The sequence below is a fragment of the Anaeromyxobacter sp. PSR-1 genome, from assembly GCF_000964525.1.
Classification (GTDB): domain Bacteria; phylum Myxococcota; class Myxococcia; order Myxococcales; family Anaeromyxobacteraceae; genus Anaeromyxobacter.
Genome location: NZ_BAZG01000113.1, coordinates 1 through 13,433, shown reverse-complemented (window position 1 = coordinate 13,433; position 13,433 = coordinate 1). Strand labels below are relative to the sequence as shown.

The 13,433-nt window shown below is 74.7% G+C and carries 14 protein-coding genes and 1 pseudogene; 9 read left to right on the top strand and 6 right to left on the bottom strand.

Going from position 1 to position 13,433, the window contains the following annotated elements:
• Positions 1-495: pseudogene (locus PSR1_RS15580) on the top strand (hypothetical protein); the annotation flags it as partial.
• Positions 496-607: 112 nt separating this feature from the next.
• Here the strand turns inward: PSR1_RS15580 and PSR1_RS15575 are convergent.
• From PSR1_RS15575 to PSR1_RS15560, 4 genes are read right to left on the bottom strand one after another with little or no spacing between them, the layout of a single operon-like run.
• Positions 608-1,144 carry a hypothetical protein gene (locus tag PSR1_RS15575; protein ID WP_059438411.1) on the bottom strand — a complete coding sequence of 179 codons (537 nt, stop codon included), beginning with the start codon at positions 1,142-1,144 and terminating at the stop codon, positions 608-610.
• A 39-nt stretch (positions 1,145-1,183) separates the two neighbouring features.
• Entirely contained in the window at positions 1,184-2,347 is a 1,164-nt protein-coding gene (locus PSR1_RS15570; RefSeq protein ID WP_059438410.1) for a class I SAM-dependent RNA methyltransferase, read from the bottom strand.
• Between the two features lie 8 nt (positions 2,348-2,355).
• Positions 2,356-3,309: a GGDEF domain-containing protein gene (locus tag PSR1_RS15565; protein ID WP_237758032.1), complete on the bottom strand. Its 954-nt coding sequence runs from the start codon at positions 3,307-3,309 to the stop codon at positions 2,356-2,358.
• Positions 3,310-3,361: 52 nt separating this feature from the next.
• Positions 3,362-4,435 (bottom strand): OmpA family protein, encoded by a 1,074-nt coding sequence (locus PSR1_RS15560; RefSeq protein ID WP_059438408.1) that lies wholly within the window; start codon positions 4,433-4,435, stop codon positions 3,362-3,364.
• 91 nt (positions 4,436-4,526) lie between these two features.
• Here PSR1_RS15560 and PSR1_RS15555 point away from each other — a divergent pair, with 91 nt between their 5' ends.
• The 8 genes from PSR1_RS15555 (at position 4,527) to phoU (ending at position 12,157) form a co-directional block, all read left to right on the top strand.
• Positions 4,527-5,219: a response regulator gene (locus PSR1_RS15555; protein ID WP_059438412.1), complete on the top strand. Its 693-nt coding sequence runs from the start codon at positions 4,527-4,529 to the stop codon at positions 5,217-5,219.
• Positions 5,220-5,226: 7 nt separating this feature from the next.
• Complete coding sequence (locus tag PSR1_RS15550) at positions 5,227-6,357, top strand: cell wall metabolism sensor histidine kinase WalK (RefSeq protein WP_059438407.1); 1,131 nt, start codon at positions 5,227-5,229, stop codon at positions 6,355-6,357.
• A gap of 185 nt (positions 6,358-6,542) precedes the next feature.
• Positions 6,543-7,727 (top strand): porin, encoded by a 1,185-nt coding sequence (locus PSR1_RS15545; protein WP_059438406.1) that lies wholly within the window; start codon positions 6,543-6,545, stop codon positions 7,725-7,727.
• A gap of 114 nt (positions 7,728-7,841) precedes the next feature.
• Entirely contained in the window at positions 7,842-8,660 is an 819-nt protein-coding gene (locus PSR1_RS15540; protein ID WP_059438405.1) for a phosphate ABC transporter substrate-binding protein, read from the top strand.
• A gap of 51 nt (positions 8,661-8,711) precedes the next feature.
• Positions 8,712-9,722, top strand: a complete 1,011-nt coding sequence (pstC, locus tag PSR1_RS15535) for a phosphate ABC transporter permease subunit PstC (RefSeq protein WP_059438404.1) — start codon at positions 8,712-8,714, stop codon at positions 9,720-9,722.
• Complete coding sequence (gene pstA / locus PSR1_RS15530) at positions 9,719-10,633, top strand: phosphate ABC transporter permease PstA (protein ID WP_059438403.1); 915 nt, start codon at positions 9,719-9,721, stop codon at positions 10,631-10,633. Before pstC ends, pstA begins: the two co-directional genes overlap by 4 nt.
• A gap of 46 nt (positions 10,634-10,679) precedes the next feature.
• Positions 10,680-11,423, top strand: a complete 744-nt coding sequence (gene pstB, locus PSR1_RS15525) for a phosphate ABC transporter ATP-binding protein PstB (protein WP_193388367.1) — start codon at positions 10,680-10,682, stop codon at positions 11,421-11,423.
• A gap of 32 nt (positions 11,424-11,455) precedes the next feature.
• Positions 11,456-12,157 (top strand): phosphate signaling complex protein PhoU, encoded by a 702-nt coding sequence (phoU, locus tag PSR1_RS15520; protein WP_059438401.1) that lies wholly within the window; start codon positions 11,456-11,458, stop codon positions 12,155-12,157.
• 122 nt (positions 12,158-12,279) lie between these two features.
• On the opposite strand, the gene PSR1_RS15515 is transcribed toward phoU, so the two are convergent.
• Positions 12,280-12,882 (bottom strand): phosphatase PAP2 family protein, encoded by a 603-nt coding sequence (locus PSR1_RS15515; RefSeq protein ID WP_059438400.1) that lies wholly within the window; start codon positions 12,880-12,882, stop codon positions 12,280-12,282.
• The coding region (locus PSR1_RS15510) for an NlpC/P60 family protein (protein ID WP_059438399.1) at positions 12,879-13,433 on the bottom strand (555 nt) is incomplete at its 5' end. The genes PSR1_RS15515 and PSR1_RS15510, both read right to left, overlap by 4 nt.

Below are 13,433 nucleotides of genomic sequence, written 5' to 3'. Positions count from 1 at the left end.
CTGGCCGCCGCCCGCGACGCGGCCGGCGACGCGGCCGGCGCGAAGGCGCTGGCGCGGCGCTGGCTCGCGTTCCTGGAGCGCGAGGCCGCCCGCGCCCCCACGCCGCTCGCGCGCTCCGCGTTCGACGGCCAGCGGCTCTCCGCCGCGGTCCGCCTCGGCGAGCCGGCGCGGGCGCTCCCGGCGCTGCTCGCCTCGGAGCGCGATCTCCCCGGCGAGTACGTGCCGCCCACCAACCTGGCCGTGCTCTACCTCAAGCTCGACCGGCCCGCCGACGCGCTCGCCGCCGCCGGGCGCGCGCTGGAGCGCGCCCAGGGCCCGCGGCGCATCCGCGTGCTGGTGCTGAAGGCCGAGGCGGAGGAGACGCTCGGCGAGCAGGAGGCCGCGCGCGCCTCCCTGCAGCGCGCGCTCGCCGAGGGGCAGGCGCTGCCGGAGGGGCTCCGCCCCCACGGCCAGCTCGCCCGCGCCCGCAGCCGGCTGGCGGCGCTCCAGCACTGAGGCCCTTCGACTCCGGCGGGCCTGCGGCCCGCCTACGCTCAGGGTGAGCGGATCGTTGCGCTCATCCCGAGCGTAGCGCGGCCGTATGGCCGCGCGGAGTCGAGGGAGCCCGTCAGCCGCACGGATACAGCGACTCGGTGAGCCACCACCGCCTGCCCTGCTTCTCGAAGCAGAACGGCGGCGCCGGGTTCACCAGGTCGCGGGCGCGGAACTCGAGGCAGGGCCGGCCCACCGGGCCGGCGCGCGGGTCGCGGCGGAAGCTGACCAGCACCGCGACCTCCTTCGCCCGCCCCAGGAACGCGCGCAGGCTCCCGGGCGCGCGGCCGCCGTCGGATGGGCCGAACAGCGTCCGGTGCAGCCAGCGCGACGGGTCGCGCAGGTCGCGCTCCACCCGCGCGCGCGGCACCACCTGCCCGGCGCAGCGCAGCCCGTCCGCCGGCACGCGCGCCAGGAGCGCGCCGGCGTCGCCGGCCTCGATCTCGCGCTGGAGCGCGGCGCCCAGCCGGATCACCTCCTGCGCGATGGCCTCGCGGCGGGCGTCCAGCGTCGCCTCGCGCGGCGGCGCCACCGGCACCGCGGGCGCGCCGCCCGGCCCCGCGCCGGCCGCGAGCGCCAGCGCGACGGCGACGAGCGGGGCGGGGGCGGTCACGCGGGGAACGTTAGGCGCGGGGCCCAGGGCGGCGCAACGTCACGGGAGCTCGTACTTCAGCAGGTGGACCTCGAGGGGTCCGTTCCAGAGCCGGTGGTCCACCGCGGGGCGGAGCGGGATGGCCCGCTCGAGGAGCGGGTTGCCGGAGAGCAGCACCGCCGTCCACCCGTGGTGACGCTCCAGCATCTCGGCGAGCCCGCGGTAGAAGCCCTGCAGCTTCTTGCCGGCCACGCGGGCCTCGGCCGCGCTCGCGCCCTCGGCGCCGCCGCCCAGCCGCTCGCCGTAGGGCGGGTTGGTCACGATCGCGCCCGCGTCCGCGGACGGCTGGAGGTCGCGCGCGTCGGCCTGCGCGATCTCGAGGTCCGCCTCGACGCCAGCCGCGGCCGCGTTGAGCCGGAGCGCCTGGACCGCCTTGGGGTGGCCGTCGCGGGCCACGATGGGCGCGGGCGCGCGCGGCAGGATCTCGGCGCGCGCCGCCGCCTTCATGCGGTCCCAGGCCGACTGCGGGCCGCCCCGGTAGCTCGGCCAGCGCTGGAAGCCGAAGGCGCGGTCCAGCCCGGGCGCGATGCGCCGGGCGCGCAGCGCGTGCTCGATGGCGAGCGTGCCGGAGCCGGCCATCGGGTCGGCGAAGGGGAGCGCCGGATCGACGCCGCCGAGCAGCAGCACCGCGGCGGCCAGCGTCTCCTTGAGCGGCGCCTCGGTGGTCACCGCCCGGTACCCGCGCCGGTGCAGCGGCGCGCCGGCCAGGTCGAGCGAGAGGGTGGCCTCGTCGCGGGCCAGGTGCAGGACGATCCGCACGTCCGGGTCCTTCGGGTCCACGTCCGGGCGCGCGCCCAGGCGGTCGCGCAGCACGTCCACCACCGCGTCCTTCACCTTGAGCGCCGCGAAGCCGGAGTGCGTGATCGTGGTCGAGGAGACGGTCGCCTCCACCGCCAGCGTGGTCCGCACGTCGAGCCAGTCCTGCCAGGCCACCGCGCGCGCCCCCTCGTACAGCGCCGCCGCGTCCGGCGCCGGGAAGCGCGCCAGCTCCAGCAGGACGCGCATGGCGGTCCGCGCGTGCAGGCAGGCCCGCATGCCAGCCTCCAGCGCCCCCTCGAACGAGACGCCGCCGCGATCGCCGCGGACGGCGGGGAGGCGGAGGGCGGACAGCTCGCGCCGCAGGGCACCCTCGGTGCCCTTGGCGCAGGTGGCGAAGAAGCGCATGCCCCTGTCTACCGCGGATCGGTCCCGTCCGCGGCCACCGGCGCGATCCCCCCGAACACGTCCAGGCGGATCGAGCCCTTGGCGTGCCGCTTGGCGGCGTACATCAGCTCGTCGGCGCGGGCCATCAGCTCGTCCACGTCGTCGGGCGGAGAGAGGAACACCGCCGCGCCCACCGAGAAGCCCACCTGCCAGCCGCCGTGGCGCGAGACCGCGGACTGCAGCGTCGCCAGCAGCCGCCCGAGCAGGGCGTCGGCCATGGCAGCGTCGGTCTCGGGCAGCAGCAGGCCGAACTCGTCGCCGCCGAGGCGCGCCACCGCGTCCACCGCGCGCGTGCCGCCCCGCAGCGTCTGCGCCACGGTGACGAGCAGCGCGTCGCCCTCGGCGTGGCCGAGCCGGTCGTTCACCAGCTTGAAGTCGTCGCAGTCCACGTAGGCGACCGTGAACGGCCGGCCGTGGCGGCGCGCCCGCTCCAGCTCGAGCTGGGCCGCCTCGATGAACGCCCGGCGGTTCGCGATCTGCGTGAGCGCGTCGGTGCGGGCGAGCAGCTCCTGCCCCTCGAGCCGGCCCTTCAGCGCGCCCAGCACCAGCACCAGCGCGACCGCGGTGCCGAGCAGCATGAAGCCGTTCCAGACCTGGGTCGCGATGGCCAGGTCCTGCGCCGCGTGCTGCATGCGCCAGAGGACGTCGGCGCCGGTCGAGACCGCGGCGCTCGCCACCGCCAGCGCCGCGCCCCAGCGCAGCGAGACGGCCCAGGTCCCGAAGCCGATGGGCACGAGGTAGAACAGGATCAGCGAGACGTCGCTGCGGGTGAGCGAGTCCACCGCGCCGACCGAGAGGATGGTCGCGAACGCCCCCAGCAGCCAGGCGAGCGGCGTGGACGCGAACGCGGTGCGCCGCGCCGCCTCCTGCGGCGGCGCGAGCACCATCACCGCTGGCGTACGGCCCGGCTCACTGGCTTCCACGCGTGCGATGCTACCCTCCCCGCCGCCCTGGGACGAGCAGCTGCCCCCGCCGTCACGGCCCGGCGTGCCCCACGATCTCCAGACGCCGGTTCGCGGTACGTCCACGGACCGTGAAGTTGGGCAGCAGCGGGCGCTCCCCGCCGTATCCGACCCCGGAGAGGCGTGCCTCGGCCACGCCCAGCTCCCGCAGGCGCTCGACGGCCGCGTCGGCCATGGCCTGGGTGAGGCGCTGGTCCGCGACCGCGTCGGCCGTGGCGTCCACGAACGCCTCGACCCGCACCGCCACACCCGGCGCGGCCGCGAGCGCGAGCACGAGGTCGGCGAGGCCGCCGTCGCGCTGCAGCTCGGCGGTGCGCCCGGCGAACGCAGCGTCCTCGAGCACGAACCGCTCGCCTGCGGCAAGTCGCCGCGCCCACTCCGCCTGGCGCGGGGTGCGCGTCCCCGCCGGCTCGGCCGCCGGCCCGGGGGCGGCCGCGGGCGCTGGGGCCGCGACCGGGATCACCGCGGCCGGCGCCGCCGGGGCGGGCTGGCGGCGGACCTCGGCCATCGCCACGCCGCGGAGCGCGCCGAGGCGGGCCGGGTCGAAGCAGCGGCCCCCCGACGCGTCCCCGAGACGCGCCAGCGCCGGGCGCGCCGACGCGAGGGCGCGCCGGATGGCGTCCTCGGGCGCCTCGCCGGCGCCGGGGCGGACCGGGACCGTCTCGGCCACCAGCAGCTCGCGGCCTCCGGCGGCCACCACGCGCAGCGACACGAGCAGCGTGGGCGAGGCCGCGTCGCGCGAGCGGCCCTCGACCGCGCCGTAGACCGCCGCGTCCGCGCCGGTCAGCTCGGCGAGCTCGAGCGCGAGCGAGGGGGAGACGCCCTCCGGCAGCTCGAGCGGCGTGTCGCGGAACAGGGCGCGCAGGTCGTCGTCGGCGAGCGCCGCGGTCCGGCCCGGGTCGAGCGCCGCCCGCACCGCGGCGGTGGCCGCCTCGCCGGCGTGCGGCGCGTCGCTGGCGTTCTCGAACGGCGCCACCAGCAGGCAGCGGCTCGGCCCGGCGTCCGCGGGATCCGGGGCGAACGGGGGCCGCGCGCCGGCGGCGCAGGCGAGGGCGGGCAGGAGCAGGGCTGCGGCAGCCGGGCGCATTCCGCCATCCTACCCCCGCCGGCCGCGACTTCACCTTTCCGTGGCACGGCCGCCACGCGCCCGTCACCCGGCCCTGCGTTAAGGTGTGGGCGTGACGTCCGTTCTCCTGGTGGACGACGAGCGAGACCTGCTCTCGCTCCTCGACTTCAACCTGCGCGCGTCCGGGTTCGAGACGCTGCTCGCCACCACCGGCGAGCAGGCGCTCTCGCAGCTCCGCCGCCGCGTGCCGGACCTGGTCCTGCTCGACGTGATGCTGCCCGACGTCTCGGGGACCGAGGTGTGCCGGCAGATCAAGTCCGACCCCCGCACCCGGCACGTCCCGGTGGTGATGCTCACCGCGAAGGGCGACGAGGTGGACCGGGTGGTCGGCTTCGAGCTGGGCGCCGACGACTACGTGACGAAGCCGTTCAGCGTGCGCGAGCTGGTGCTCCGGCTGAAGGCGGTGCTCCGCCGCTCGGGCGCCCGCCCCTCGGAGCGGCCGCCCGAGGCGGTCGGCCCCATCCGCGTGGACGTGGAGTCGCACCGCGCCTACGTGGACGGCGCGGAGGTGGTGCTCACGCCGCTCGAGTTCAAGCTGCTCACCACGCTCATGTCGCGGCTGGGGCGCGTGCAGTCGCGCGAGCAGCTCCTCGAGGACGTGTGGGAGATGTCCGCCGAGGTCGAGACGCGCACGGTGGACACGCACGTGAAGCGGCTCCGTGAGAAGCTGGGGTCGGGACGGGACCTGTTGGAGACGGTGCGGGGGATCGGCTATCGCCTCGTGGATCCGAGCGAGAAGCGCTGAGGGCGGCGTGCTGGCGAGATCGCCCCTCGCGGCCGCGATCCGCGCGCTGCGGGCGGAGCTGTCGGGCGGGCCGCCCGCCGACCTGGGCCGCGAGGTGCGCGAGCTGGAGGAGCTGCTCGCCGAGCGCGAGCGCCGCCGCTTCTCCGCGCTGCGCGTGCCGGCCGAGCAGGAGCTGCTCGCCGCGCTCCCCGACGCCGCCGCGCTCATCTCGCGCGACGGCTGGGTGCGCGCCTCGAACGCCGCCTTCGACACGCTGGCCGCGAGCGGCCGCGCCGCCGGGCTGACGCCGCTCGAGATCACCCGCAGCGCGGAGCTGTCGGAGGCGGTGAAGCGCGCGCTGGAGGGGACCGCGCGCCGGCTGGAGCTGCCCATCCAGCGCCGCACCTACCTCGCCGCGCTCTCGCCGCTGCTGCGCGGCGAGGTGCTGGTGCTGCTCCGCGACGTCACCGACGCGCGGCGCGCCGAGGCCACCCGCCGCGACTTCGTGGCGAACGCCAGCCACGAGCTGCGCACGCCCATCGCCGCGATCCGGGCGGCCGCGGAGACCCTGCTGTCCGGCGCGGTGGAGGACCCGGCCGCGGCGCGCGCCTTCGTGGAGATCGTGGCGCGGCACGCCGAGCGCCTCTCCCGGCTCACCCAGGACCTGCTCGACCTCTCGCGCATCGAGTCGCGCCAGTGGACCTTCGAGCTGGCGCCGGTGGAGCTCGGGCCGCTGGCCCGGCAGGTGCTGGAGCTGTTCGGGACCGCCGCGCGCGAGAAGGGGCTCGCGCTCCGCGCCGAGGTCCCGGCCGGCGGCGTCGCCCGGGCCGACGCCCGCGCGCTCGAGCAGGTGCTGGTGAACCTGGTGGACAACGCGGTGAAGTACACCGCCGCCGGCTCGGTGACGGTGTCGGCGGCGCGCGACGGCGACGCCTGGGTGCTCTCGGTCGCCGACACCGGCCCCGGCATCGAGCGCCACCACCTGCCGCGCCTGTTCGAGCGCTTCTACCGGGTGGACTCCGGCCGCTCGCGCGACCAGGGCGGCACCGGGCTCGGCCTCGCCATCGTGAAGCACCTGGTCCAGGGCATGGGCGGCGAGGTGGGCGTCGAGAGCGGCGCGGGCGGCACCCGGCTCTGGGCCCGCCTGCCCGCCGCGTGACCGCCGCGGCGCCTCCGGCGCGCCCCCGTCACCCTCCGCTCGCGCCGGCGTCACGCACCGTTCACCGATCGTGATCGCTTCACGCAAGCGTCACCCCCGCGCCGTCGGCGCGCCACGCCGGGTTCCTACAACGCCCCCGAACCGAGCATCCGCTCGTCGTCCAACACGACAGGGGCAAGGAACCCATGAACCGTCTCATCGCCGCCATCCTCGCCGTCGGGCTCGCGCCCGTGGCGCTGGCGCAGGAGGCCGCCGCGCCGGCGTCCTCCGCGCCGGCGGAGTCCTCCGAGGTCGACACCGCCGCGCTCAAGGGCCAGGTGGACGCCCTCGCCGAGCAGCTCGCCGAGATGAAGACCGATGTCTCCGGCCTGAAGAAGCTGAAGTTCTCCGGCTACGTCCAGCCGCGCTTCGGCTGGCTCGAGGCCGCCCGGTACGAGAAGGGCGCGCCGCAGCGCGACGGCTTCCACGTCCGCCGCGGCCGCTTCAAGGCCGTCTACGACAGCGACCTCGCGCAGTACGTGGTCCAGCTCGACGCCACGCCCTCCGGCGTGGGCCTCAAGGAGGCGTACGCGTCGTTCAAGCTGCCCTTCCTGAAGGGCCTCGCGATCGACGCCGGCCTCCAGCTCATGCCGTTCGGCTACGACGTCGGGATCCGCTCCTCCGCCGACCTCGACCTGCTCGAGCGCGCCATGTTCGCCGGCCACTTCCTGAAGGGCGAGTACGACCTCGGCGTGGCGCTGAAGGGCAGGTACGGCCCGGTCGACTTCAAGGTCGGCGTGTTCAACGGCAACGGCGTGGACGGCGCGGCCGGCAAGGACAACGACCAGCGCAAGGACGTCATCGGCCGCCTCGGCGTGGACCTGGGCATGATCACCGGCGGCGTCTCCGGCTGGTACGGCAAGACCATCGACTACACGTCGGCCACCAACGCCACCTACGATCGCGTGCGCCTCGGCGCCGACCTGCAGCTCTACCTCGACCTGCTCCCGGTCGGCGGCACCGCGCTGAAGGGCGAGTACGTCTGGGGCAAGACCGCCATCGGCACGGGCGCGGGCGGCGCCGGCGACAGCCTGGGGCTCATCGGCTACGGCTGGGACGTCATCCTCACGCAGAACGTCGGCCCCTGGAACCAGGTCGCCGTCCGCTACGACACGTTCAATCCGAACGTGAAGCTGGACCGCAACCTCGCGGCCAACCAGGGGAAGGTCTTCGTCACCGACGAGGTCTCGGCGGCGCTGCACACCATCCTCAGCAGCAACCTGAAGCTGTCGGTCGCCTGGTACCACCCGATGAACCGGGAGAAGGGCGACACGGCGCCGTCCGACCCGAAGAAGGACAGCTTCGTCGCGCAGCTCCAGGCGAAGTTCTAGCCGGGCGCGCCGGCGGGCAGGGCCGGTGACGTGTTCACGCGGTCGTCACGCGCGCGTCACCGGACCTCCCGCTTCGAGATCTAGATCGCATCCAACCGACAAGGAGAGAACTCCATGAAGCGCATGCTGCTCGCCCTCGCCGCCCTCGCCGCGGCGGTCCCGGCCCTCGCCTCCGCCGCCGTGACCGTGAAGGGCTCCGACACGATGGTGATCCTCGCCCAGCGCTGGGCCGAGGACTACATGAACAGGAACCCCGGCAAGAAGGTGCAGGTCACCGGCGGCGGCTCCGGCACCGGCATCGCGGCGCTCATCAACGGCACCACCGAGATCGCGAACGCGTCGCGCGAGATGAAGGCGGACGAGAAGGCCAAGATCCGCGAGCGCTACAGCGTGCTGCCCACCGAGATCCCGGTCGCGCAGGACGGCGTGGCGCTGTACGTGAACGAGTCGAACCCGATCTCGCAGCTCACCGTGGACCAGCTCCACCAGATCTACGTCGGCGACCTCACCAACTGGAAGCAGGTGGGCGGCCCGGACCAGCGCATCGTCCTCTACTCCCGCGAGAACTCCTCCGGCACCTACGTGTTCTTCAAGGAGCACGTGCTGAAGGGCGACGACTACGCCCCGGCCGCCCAGACGCTCCCCGGCACCGCCGCGGTGGTGAACGCGGTCGCGAAGGAGAAGGGCGGCATCGGCTACGGCGGCGCCGCCTACGCCAAGGGGGTGAAGGAGCTGAAGGTGGTCGGCAAGGACGGCCAGGCGTACGCGCCCAGCGCCGAGAACGTGAAGAGCGGGAAGTACCCGCTGGCGCGCCCGCTGTTCATGTACACGCGCGCCAAGCCGGCCGGCGAGGCGAAGGCCTTCATCGACTACTGCCTCTCGCCCGAGGGCCAGCAGCTCGTCACCAAGGTCGGCTACTTCCCGATCAAGTAGTGAGGTCGTCACCGTCCCGTCACACGGCCGCCACGGTCGCGCAATCGAGCCATGGCTGAATCCGCGTCCGTGCCGGCCATCGCACCGCTCCGGAGGGGAGAGGACCGCCCTCTCCCCTCCATCCGGCGGCGGCAGCTCCGCGAGGCCGCGATCCGGGGCGTCATCACCCTGATCGCGCTCACGGGGATCGCCGCCGTCGTCCTCATCTTCGTGTTCGTGGCGCGCGAGGCGCTGCCGCTGCTCACCGACCCCGAGGTCCGGGGCGAGGCGAGCTTCGGCAAGCTGTTCCTCCCGCAGGTGCTCCGGCCGAACCGGCCGCCCGGCTTCATGTGGCAGCCGGTGAGCGGCGTGCCGAAGTACTCGATGATCCCGCTGTTCGTCGGCACGCTGAAGGTGACCGCGGTGTCGATGCTGGTCTCGGTCCCGGTCGGCATCGCGGCGGCGCTCTTCGCCTCGGAGTTCGCGCCGCCCCGCCTCCGCGAGGTGCTGAAGCCGGTCATCGAGCTGCTCGCCGGGATCCCGTCGGTCGTGCTGGGCTTCTTCGCCCTGATGGTGATGGCCACCTGGCTCCAGTCCGCGTTCGGCTTCTCGTTCCGGCTGAACGCGGTGGTGGCGGGGCTCGGGCTGGCGCTCACCGTCATCCCGGTCATCTTCACGGTCAGCGAGGACGCGCTCCAGGCGGTGCCGCGCGCCTACCGCGAGGCGTCGCTCGCGCTCGGCGCCACGCGGTGGGAGACGGCGTTCCGGGTGGTGCTGCCCGCGGCCGCCCCGGGCGTCCTCGCCGGCGTGGTCCTCGGCTTCGGCCGCTCCATCGGCGAGACCATGATCGTGCTCATGGCCTCCGGCAACGCGGCCATCACCTCCTGGAGCCTGGGGGACTCGGTGCGCACGCTCCCCGCCACCATCGCCGCTGAGATGGGTGAGGTGGTGTTCGGGGGCGCGCACTACTCGGTGCTGTTCTTCATCGGCGTGGAGCTGTTCCTGTTCACCTTCGTGCTGAACGCGCTCGCCGCCGGCTTCGTGAAGCGCCTCGTGCGCCGCATGTCCGGGGGCAAGGCGTGACCGTCCGCCGCCGCAAGGCCGTCGGGGGCGCGCTGGCGCTCCTCACCGGGGCCGCCGCCTTCCTGGTGGTGGCCATGCTGGGCGTCATCCTGTGGGACGTGGTCCGCGGCGGGGCCGCGCGCGTCTCCTGGGAGTTCCTCACTGCCGCGCCGCAGGAGGGAATGACCGGCGGCGGCATCTTCCCCGCCATCTACGGCACCGCGGTCATGACGCTGCTCATGACGGTCGCGGTCCTGCCGGTGGGCGTCGCGACGGCCATCTACCTGCACGAGTACGCGCCGCCCCGCTCGCGCCTGGCCGGCGCGGTGCGCGTCGCGGTCACCAACCTGGCCGGCGTCCCGTCCATCGTGTTCGGCCTGTTCGGCCTGGGCTTCTTCATCCAGTTCGTGGGCCGCGGCCTCGACCGCGCGCTCTCCGAGCCGGGCACGCTCCACTACGGGCAGCCCGCGCTGATCTGGGCCTCGCTCACGCTGGCGGTGCTCACGCTGCCGGTCGTGATCGTGTCCACCGAGGAGGCGCTCCGCGCCGTGCCGCGCGAGCTGCGCGACGCCAGCCTCGCGCTCGGCGCGACGCAGTCGCAGACGCTGGCGCGGGTGGTGCTGCCCGGCGCGCTGCCCGGCATCCTGACCGGCGCCATCCTGGCGGTGGCGCGCGGCGCGGGCGAGGTGGCGCCCATCCTGTTCACCGGCGTCGCCTACTTCCTGCCCGACCTGCCCGGCTCGCCGTTCTCGCAGTTCATGCACCTCGGCTACCACGTCTACGTGCTCGCGACGCAGTCGCCCGACGTGGAGGCGACGCGGCCCTTGCTGTACGCGACCGTGCTCGTTCTGCTCGCCCTCACCTTCGCGCTCAACCTGGTCGCGATCGCCATCCGCACCCGCACCCGCCGCCGCGCCGCGGCCGGCCACTGACATGATCCTGCCCGCCACCGCCCCCGCCGCCGCCCCGGTCCCCAAGATGGAGGCCCGCCGCCTCTCCGTGCGCTACGGGGAGAAGCTGGCGGTGAAGGACATCTCGCTCGCGCTGCCCGACCGGCAGGTGACCGCGCTCATCGGCCCGTCCGGCTGCGGCAAGTCCACCTTCCTGCGCTCGCTGAACCGCATGAACGACCTCATCCCCGGCGCGCGCGCCGAGGGCGAGATCCTGCTCGACGGCGAGAGCGTGTTCGACCGGCACATCGACGCGGTGGAGCTGCGCCGCCGGGTGGGCATGGTGTTCCAGAAGTCGAACCCGTTCCCGAAGTCGATCTTCGAGAACGTCGCCTACGGCCTGCGCGTGGGCGGCATGAAGGACCGCGCCGCGGTCGCCGAGCGGGTCGAGCGCTCGCTCGTGAACGCCGCGCTGTGGGACGAGGTCAAGGACCGGCTGGCCGAGAGCGCGCTCGGCCTCTCCGGCGGCCAGCAGCAGCGCCTCTGCATCGCCCGGGCGCTGGCGGTCGAGCCGGAGGTGCTGCTGATGGACGAGCCGGCCAGCGCGCTCGACCCCATCGCGACCGCGAAGATCGAGGATCTCATCCACCACCTGAAGGCCCGCTACACCATCGCGATCGTCACCCACAACATGCAGCAGGCGGCCCGCGTCTCCGACCAGACCGCGTTCTTCTACATGGGCGATCTCGTCGAGGTGGGGCCGACCGAGCAGATCTTCACCAACCCGCGCGAGCAGCGCACCGAGGACTACGTCACCGGCAAGTTCGGGTAGGCGGATCGGGTAAGCTCCGGGACGGGGACGCCATGGCGACGCACACCGACAAGTCGTACGAGGCCGAGCTCCGCAGCCTGCGGGACCGGCTGCTGGAGATGGGCGGGCTGGTCGAGCAGGCCATCGCGGCGAGCGTGCGCGCCATCGTGGAGCGGGACTCGCCGCTCGCCGAGCAGGTGAAGCTGCGCGACCGCGAGGTCAACCGGATGGAGGTGGACATCGACGGCGCCTGCCGCCGCATCCTGGCGCTGCGCCAGCCGGCCGCCTCCGACCTGCGCTTCATCACCACCGCGCTCAAGATCGTCACCGACCTCGAGCGGATGGGCGACCTCGCCGTGAACGTGGCCGAGCGCGCGCTCGACCTGAACCAGGCGCCGTCGCTCGTCCCGCTGCACGATCTCTCCAAGCTGGCGGACCTCTCCGAGGCGCAGCTCAAGCGCGCGCTCGACGCGTTCGTCACCCGCGACGTGGAGAAGGCGCAGGAGGTGATGCGCGGCGACGACCTGCTCGACGCGCTCTACCTCAAGATCTTCAACGACCTGCTGGCGCTCATGATGGAGGACGGCCGCAACATCCGGCGCGCCACCTCGCTCATGTTCGCGGCGAAGCACCTGGAGCGCTTCGGCGACCACGCCACCAACCTGGCCGAGATGGTCGTTTACATGGTCCGCGGGACCGACGTGCGCCACCCGCGCAGCCGCGCCGACCAGGACGCGCCGGCGACGCCGGAGTAGCGGGCGAAGCTCGGGCGCTCATCCCGAGCGCAGGCCGTTCCCTTGCCCGCTCATCCCGAGCGTAGCGCGGCCTTCGGCCGCGCGGAGTCGAGGGACCGGAGTCGCGCCCCGGGCGCCCGCGCTCAGGCCACCAGCAGCCGCGAGGCCAGGCCGCCGAACACGCCGAGCACCGCGCCGGCCACCACGTCGAGCGGGTAGTGGGCGCCCAGGTACACGCGCGACAGGCCGATCCCCACCGCGAGGAGCAGCGCGACGGGCCCGAGGCCGGCCGGCTCGCCGGCGAACGCCACCGCCACGCCGAACGCGGCGGCGGTGTGGCCGGACGGGAACGAGAAGCGGTCCGGGTTCGCCGCCAGCGCCTCGAAGCCGGTGATGGACGCGTCCGGCCGGGCGCGCGTGAGGCTGCGCTTCAGCGCCTGCGACAGCAGGGTGGCGATGCCGGTGGCCGCGCCGATGCGCAGGCCCAGGTGGGCACCCCGCTCGGTGGCGGTCGCGAGGCAGGCGAGGCCGATGGCCGTCCAGCTCTTCGCGTCGCCGAGGTGGGTGAGCGCCCGCGCCAGCGCGGTGCGCCGCGGCCGCCGGAAGCGCTGCAACGACACGAGCAGCGCCTCGTCGAGCGAGAGGATCCGCTGCAGCCGGCCGACGCGCACCACCACGGTGCCGGCGCCCGCGTCCACCTCGACCTCGGCGAGCTGGTCTTCCCCTGGGATCCGGTCGTCGATCATCGCGTTGCAGGATGGCGCGCGCGCACCACGGACGCGCGGCCTCCCTGCAACATCTGCGTGACGTCCCCGCCGAGCAACTCCCCGTAGGCGGCGAACAGCTCACCCGCCAGGTAGCGCGTGCCGCGGGCGTCGCGCCGGCGCGCCACGCGCACCGGATCGTTCACCTCGGGATCGGACGGGCGGCTGAGGTCCATGCGGATGCGCTCCACGCGGCCGCCTCGGTGCAGGATGGTCACCGCGTCGCCGTCCACCGCCTCCACCAGGCCGACGTGGGTGAAGCGGTCGCCGGCGCGGCCGTTCCGGTCGCGGTCGTAGGTGTCGTGGAAGAACACCAGGTCGCCCGGGCGCGGCCGCTCCACCGGACGCGAGGCGCGGTACAGCGACTCGGAGCGCGAGCGCGCCGGCGCGAGCCGCGGCGTGAGTCCGGCCGCCCGCAGCGCCGCGAGCACGTAGCCCGAGCAGTCGAGCCGGGTGCGCGCGCCGACACGGGCCCGCGCGGCGTCGAGCACCTGCTCGCGCAGCCGCTCCAGCGCCGGGTCGCGTGGCGCGTC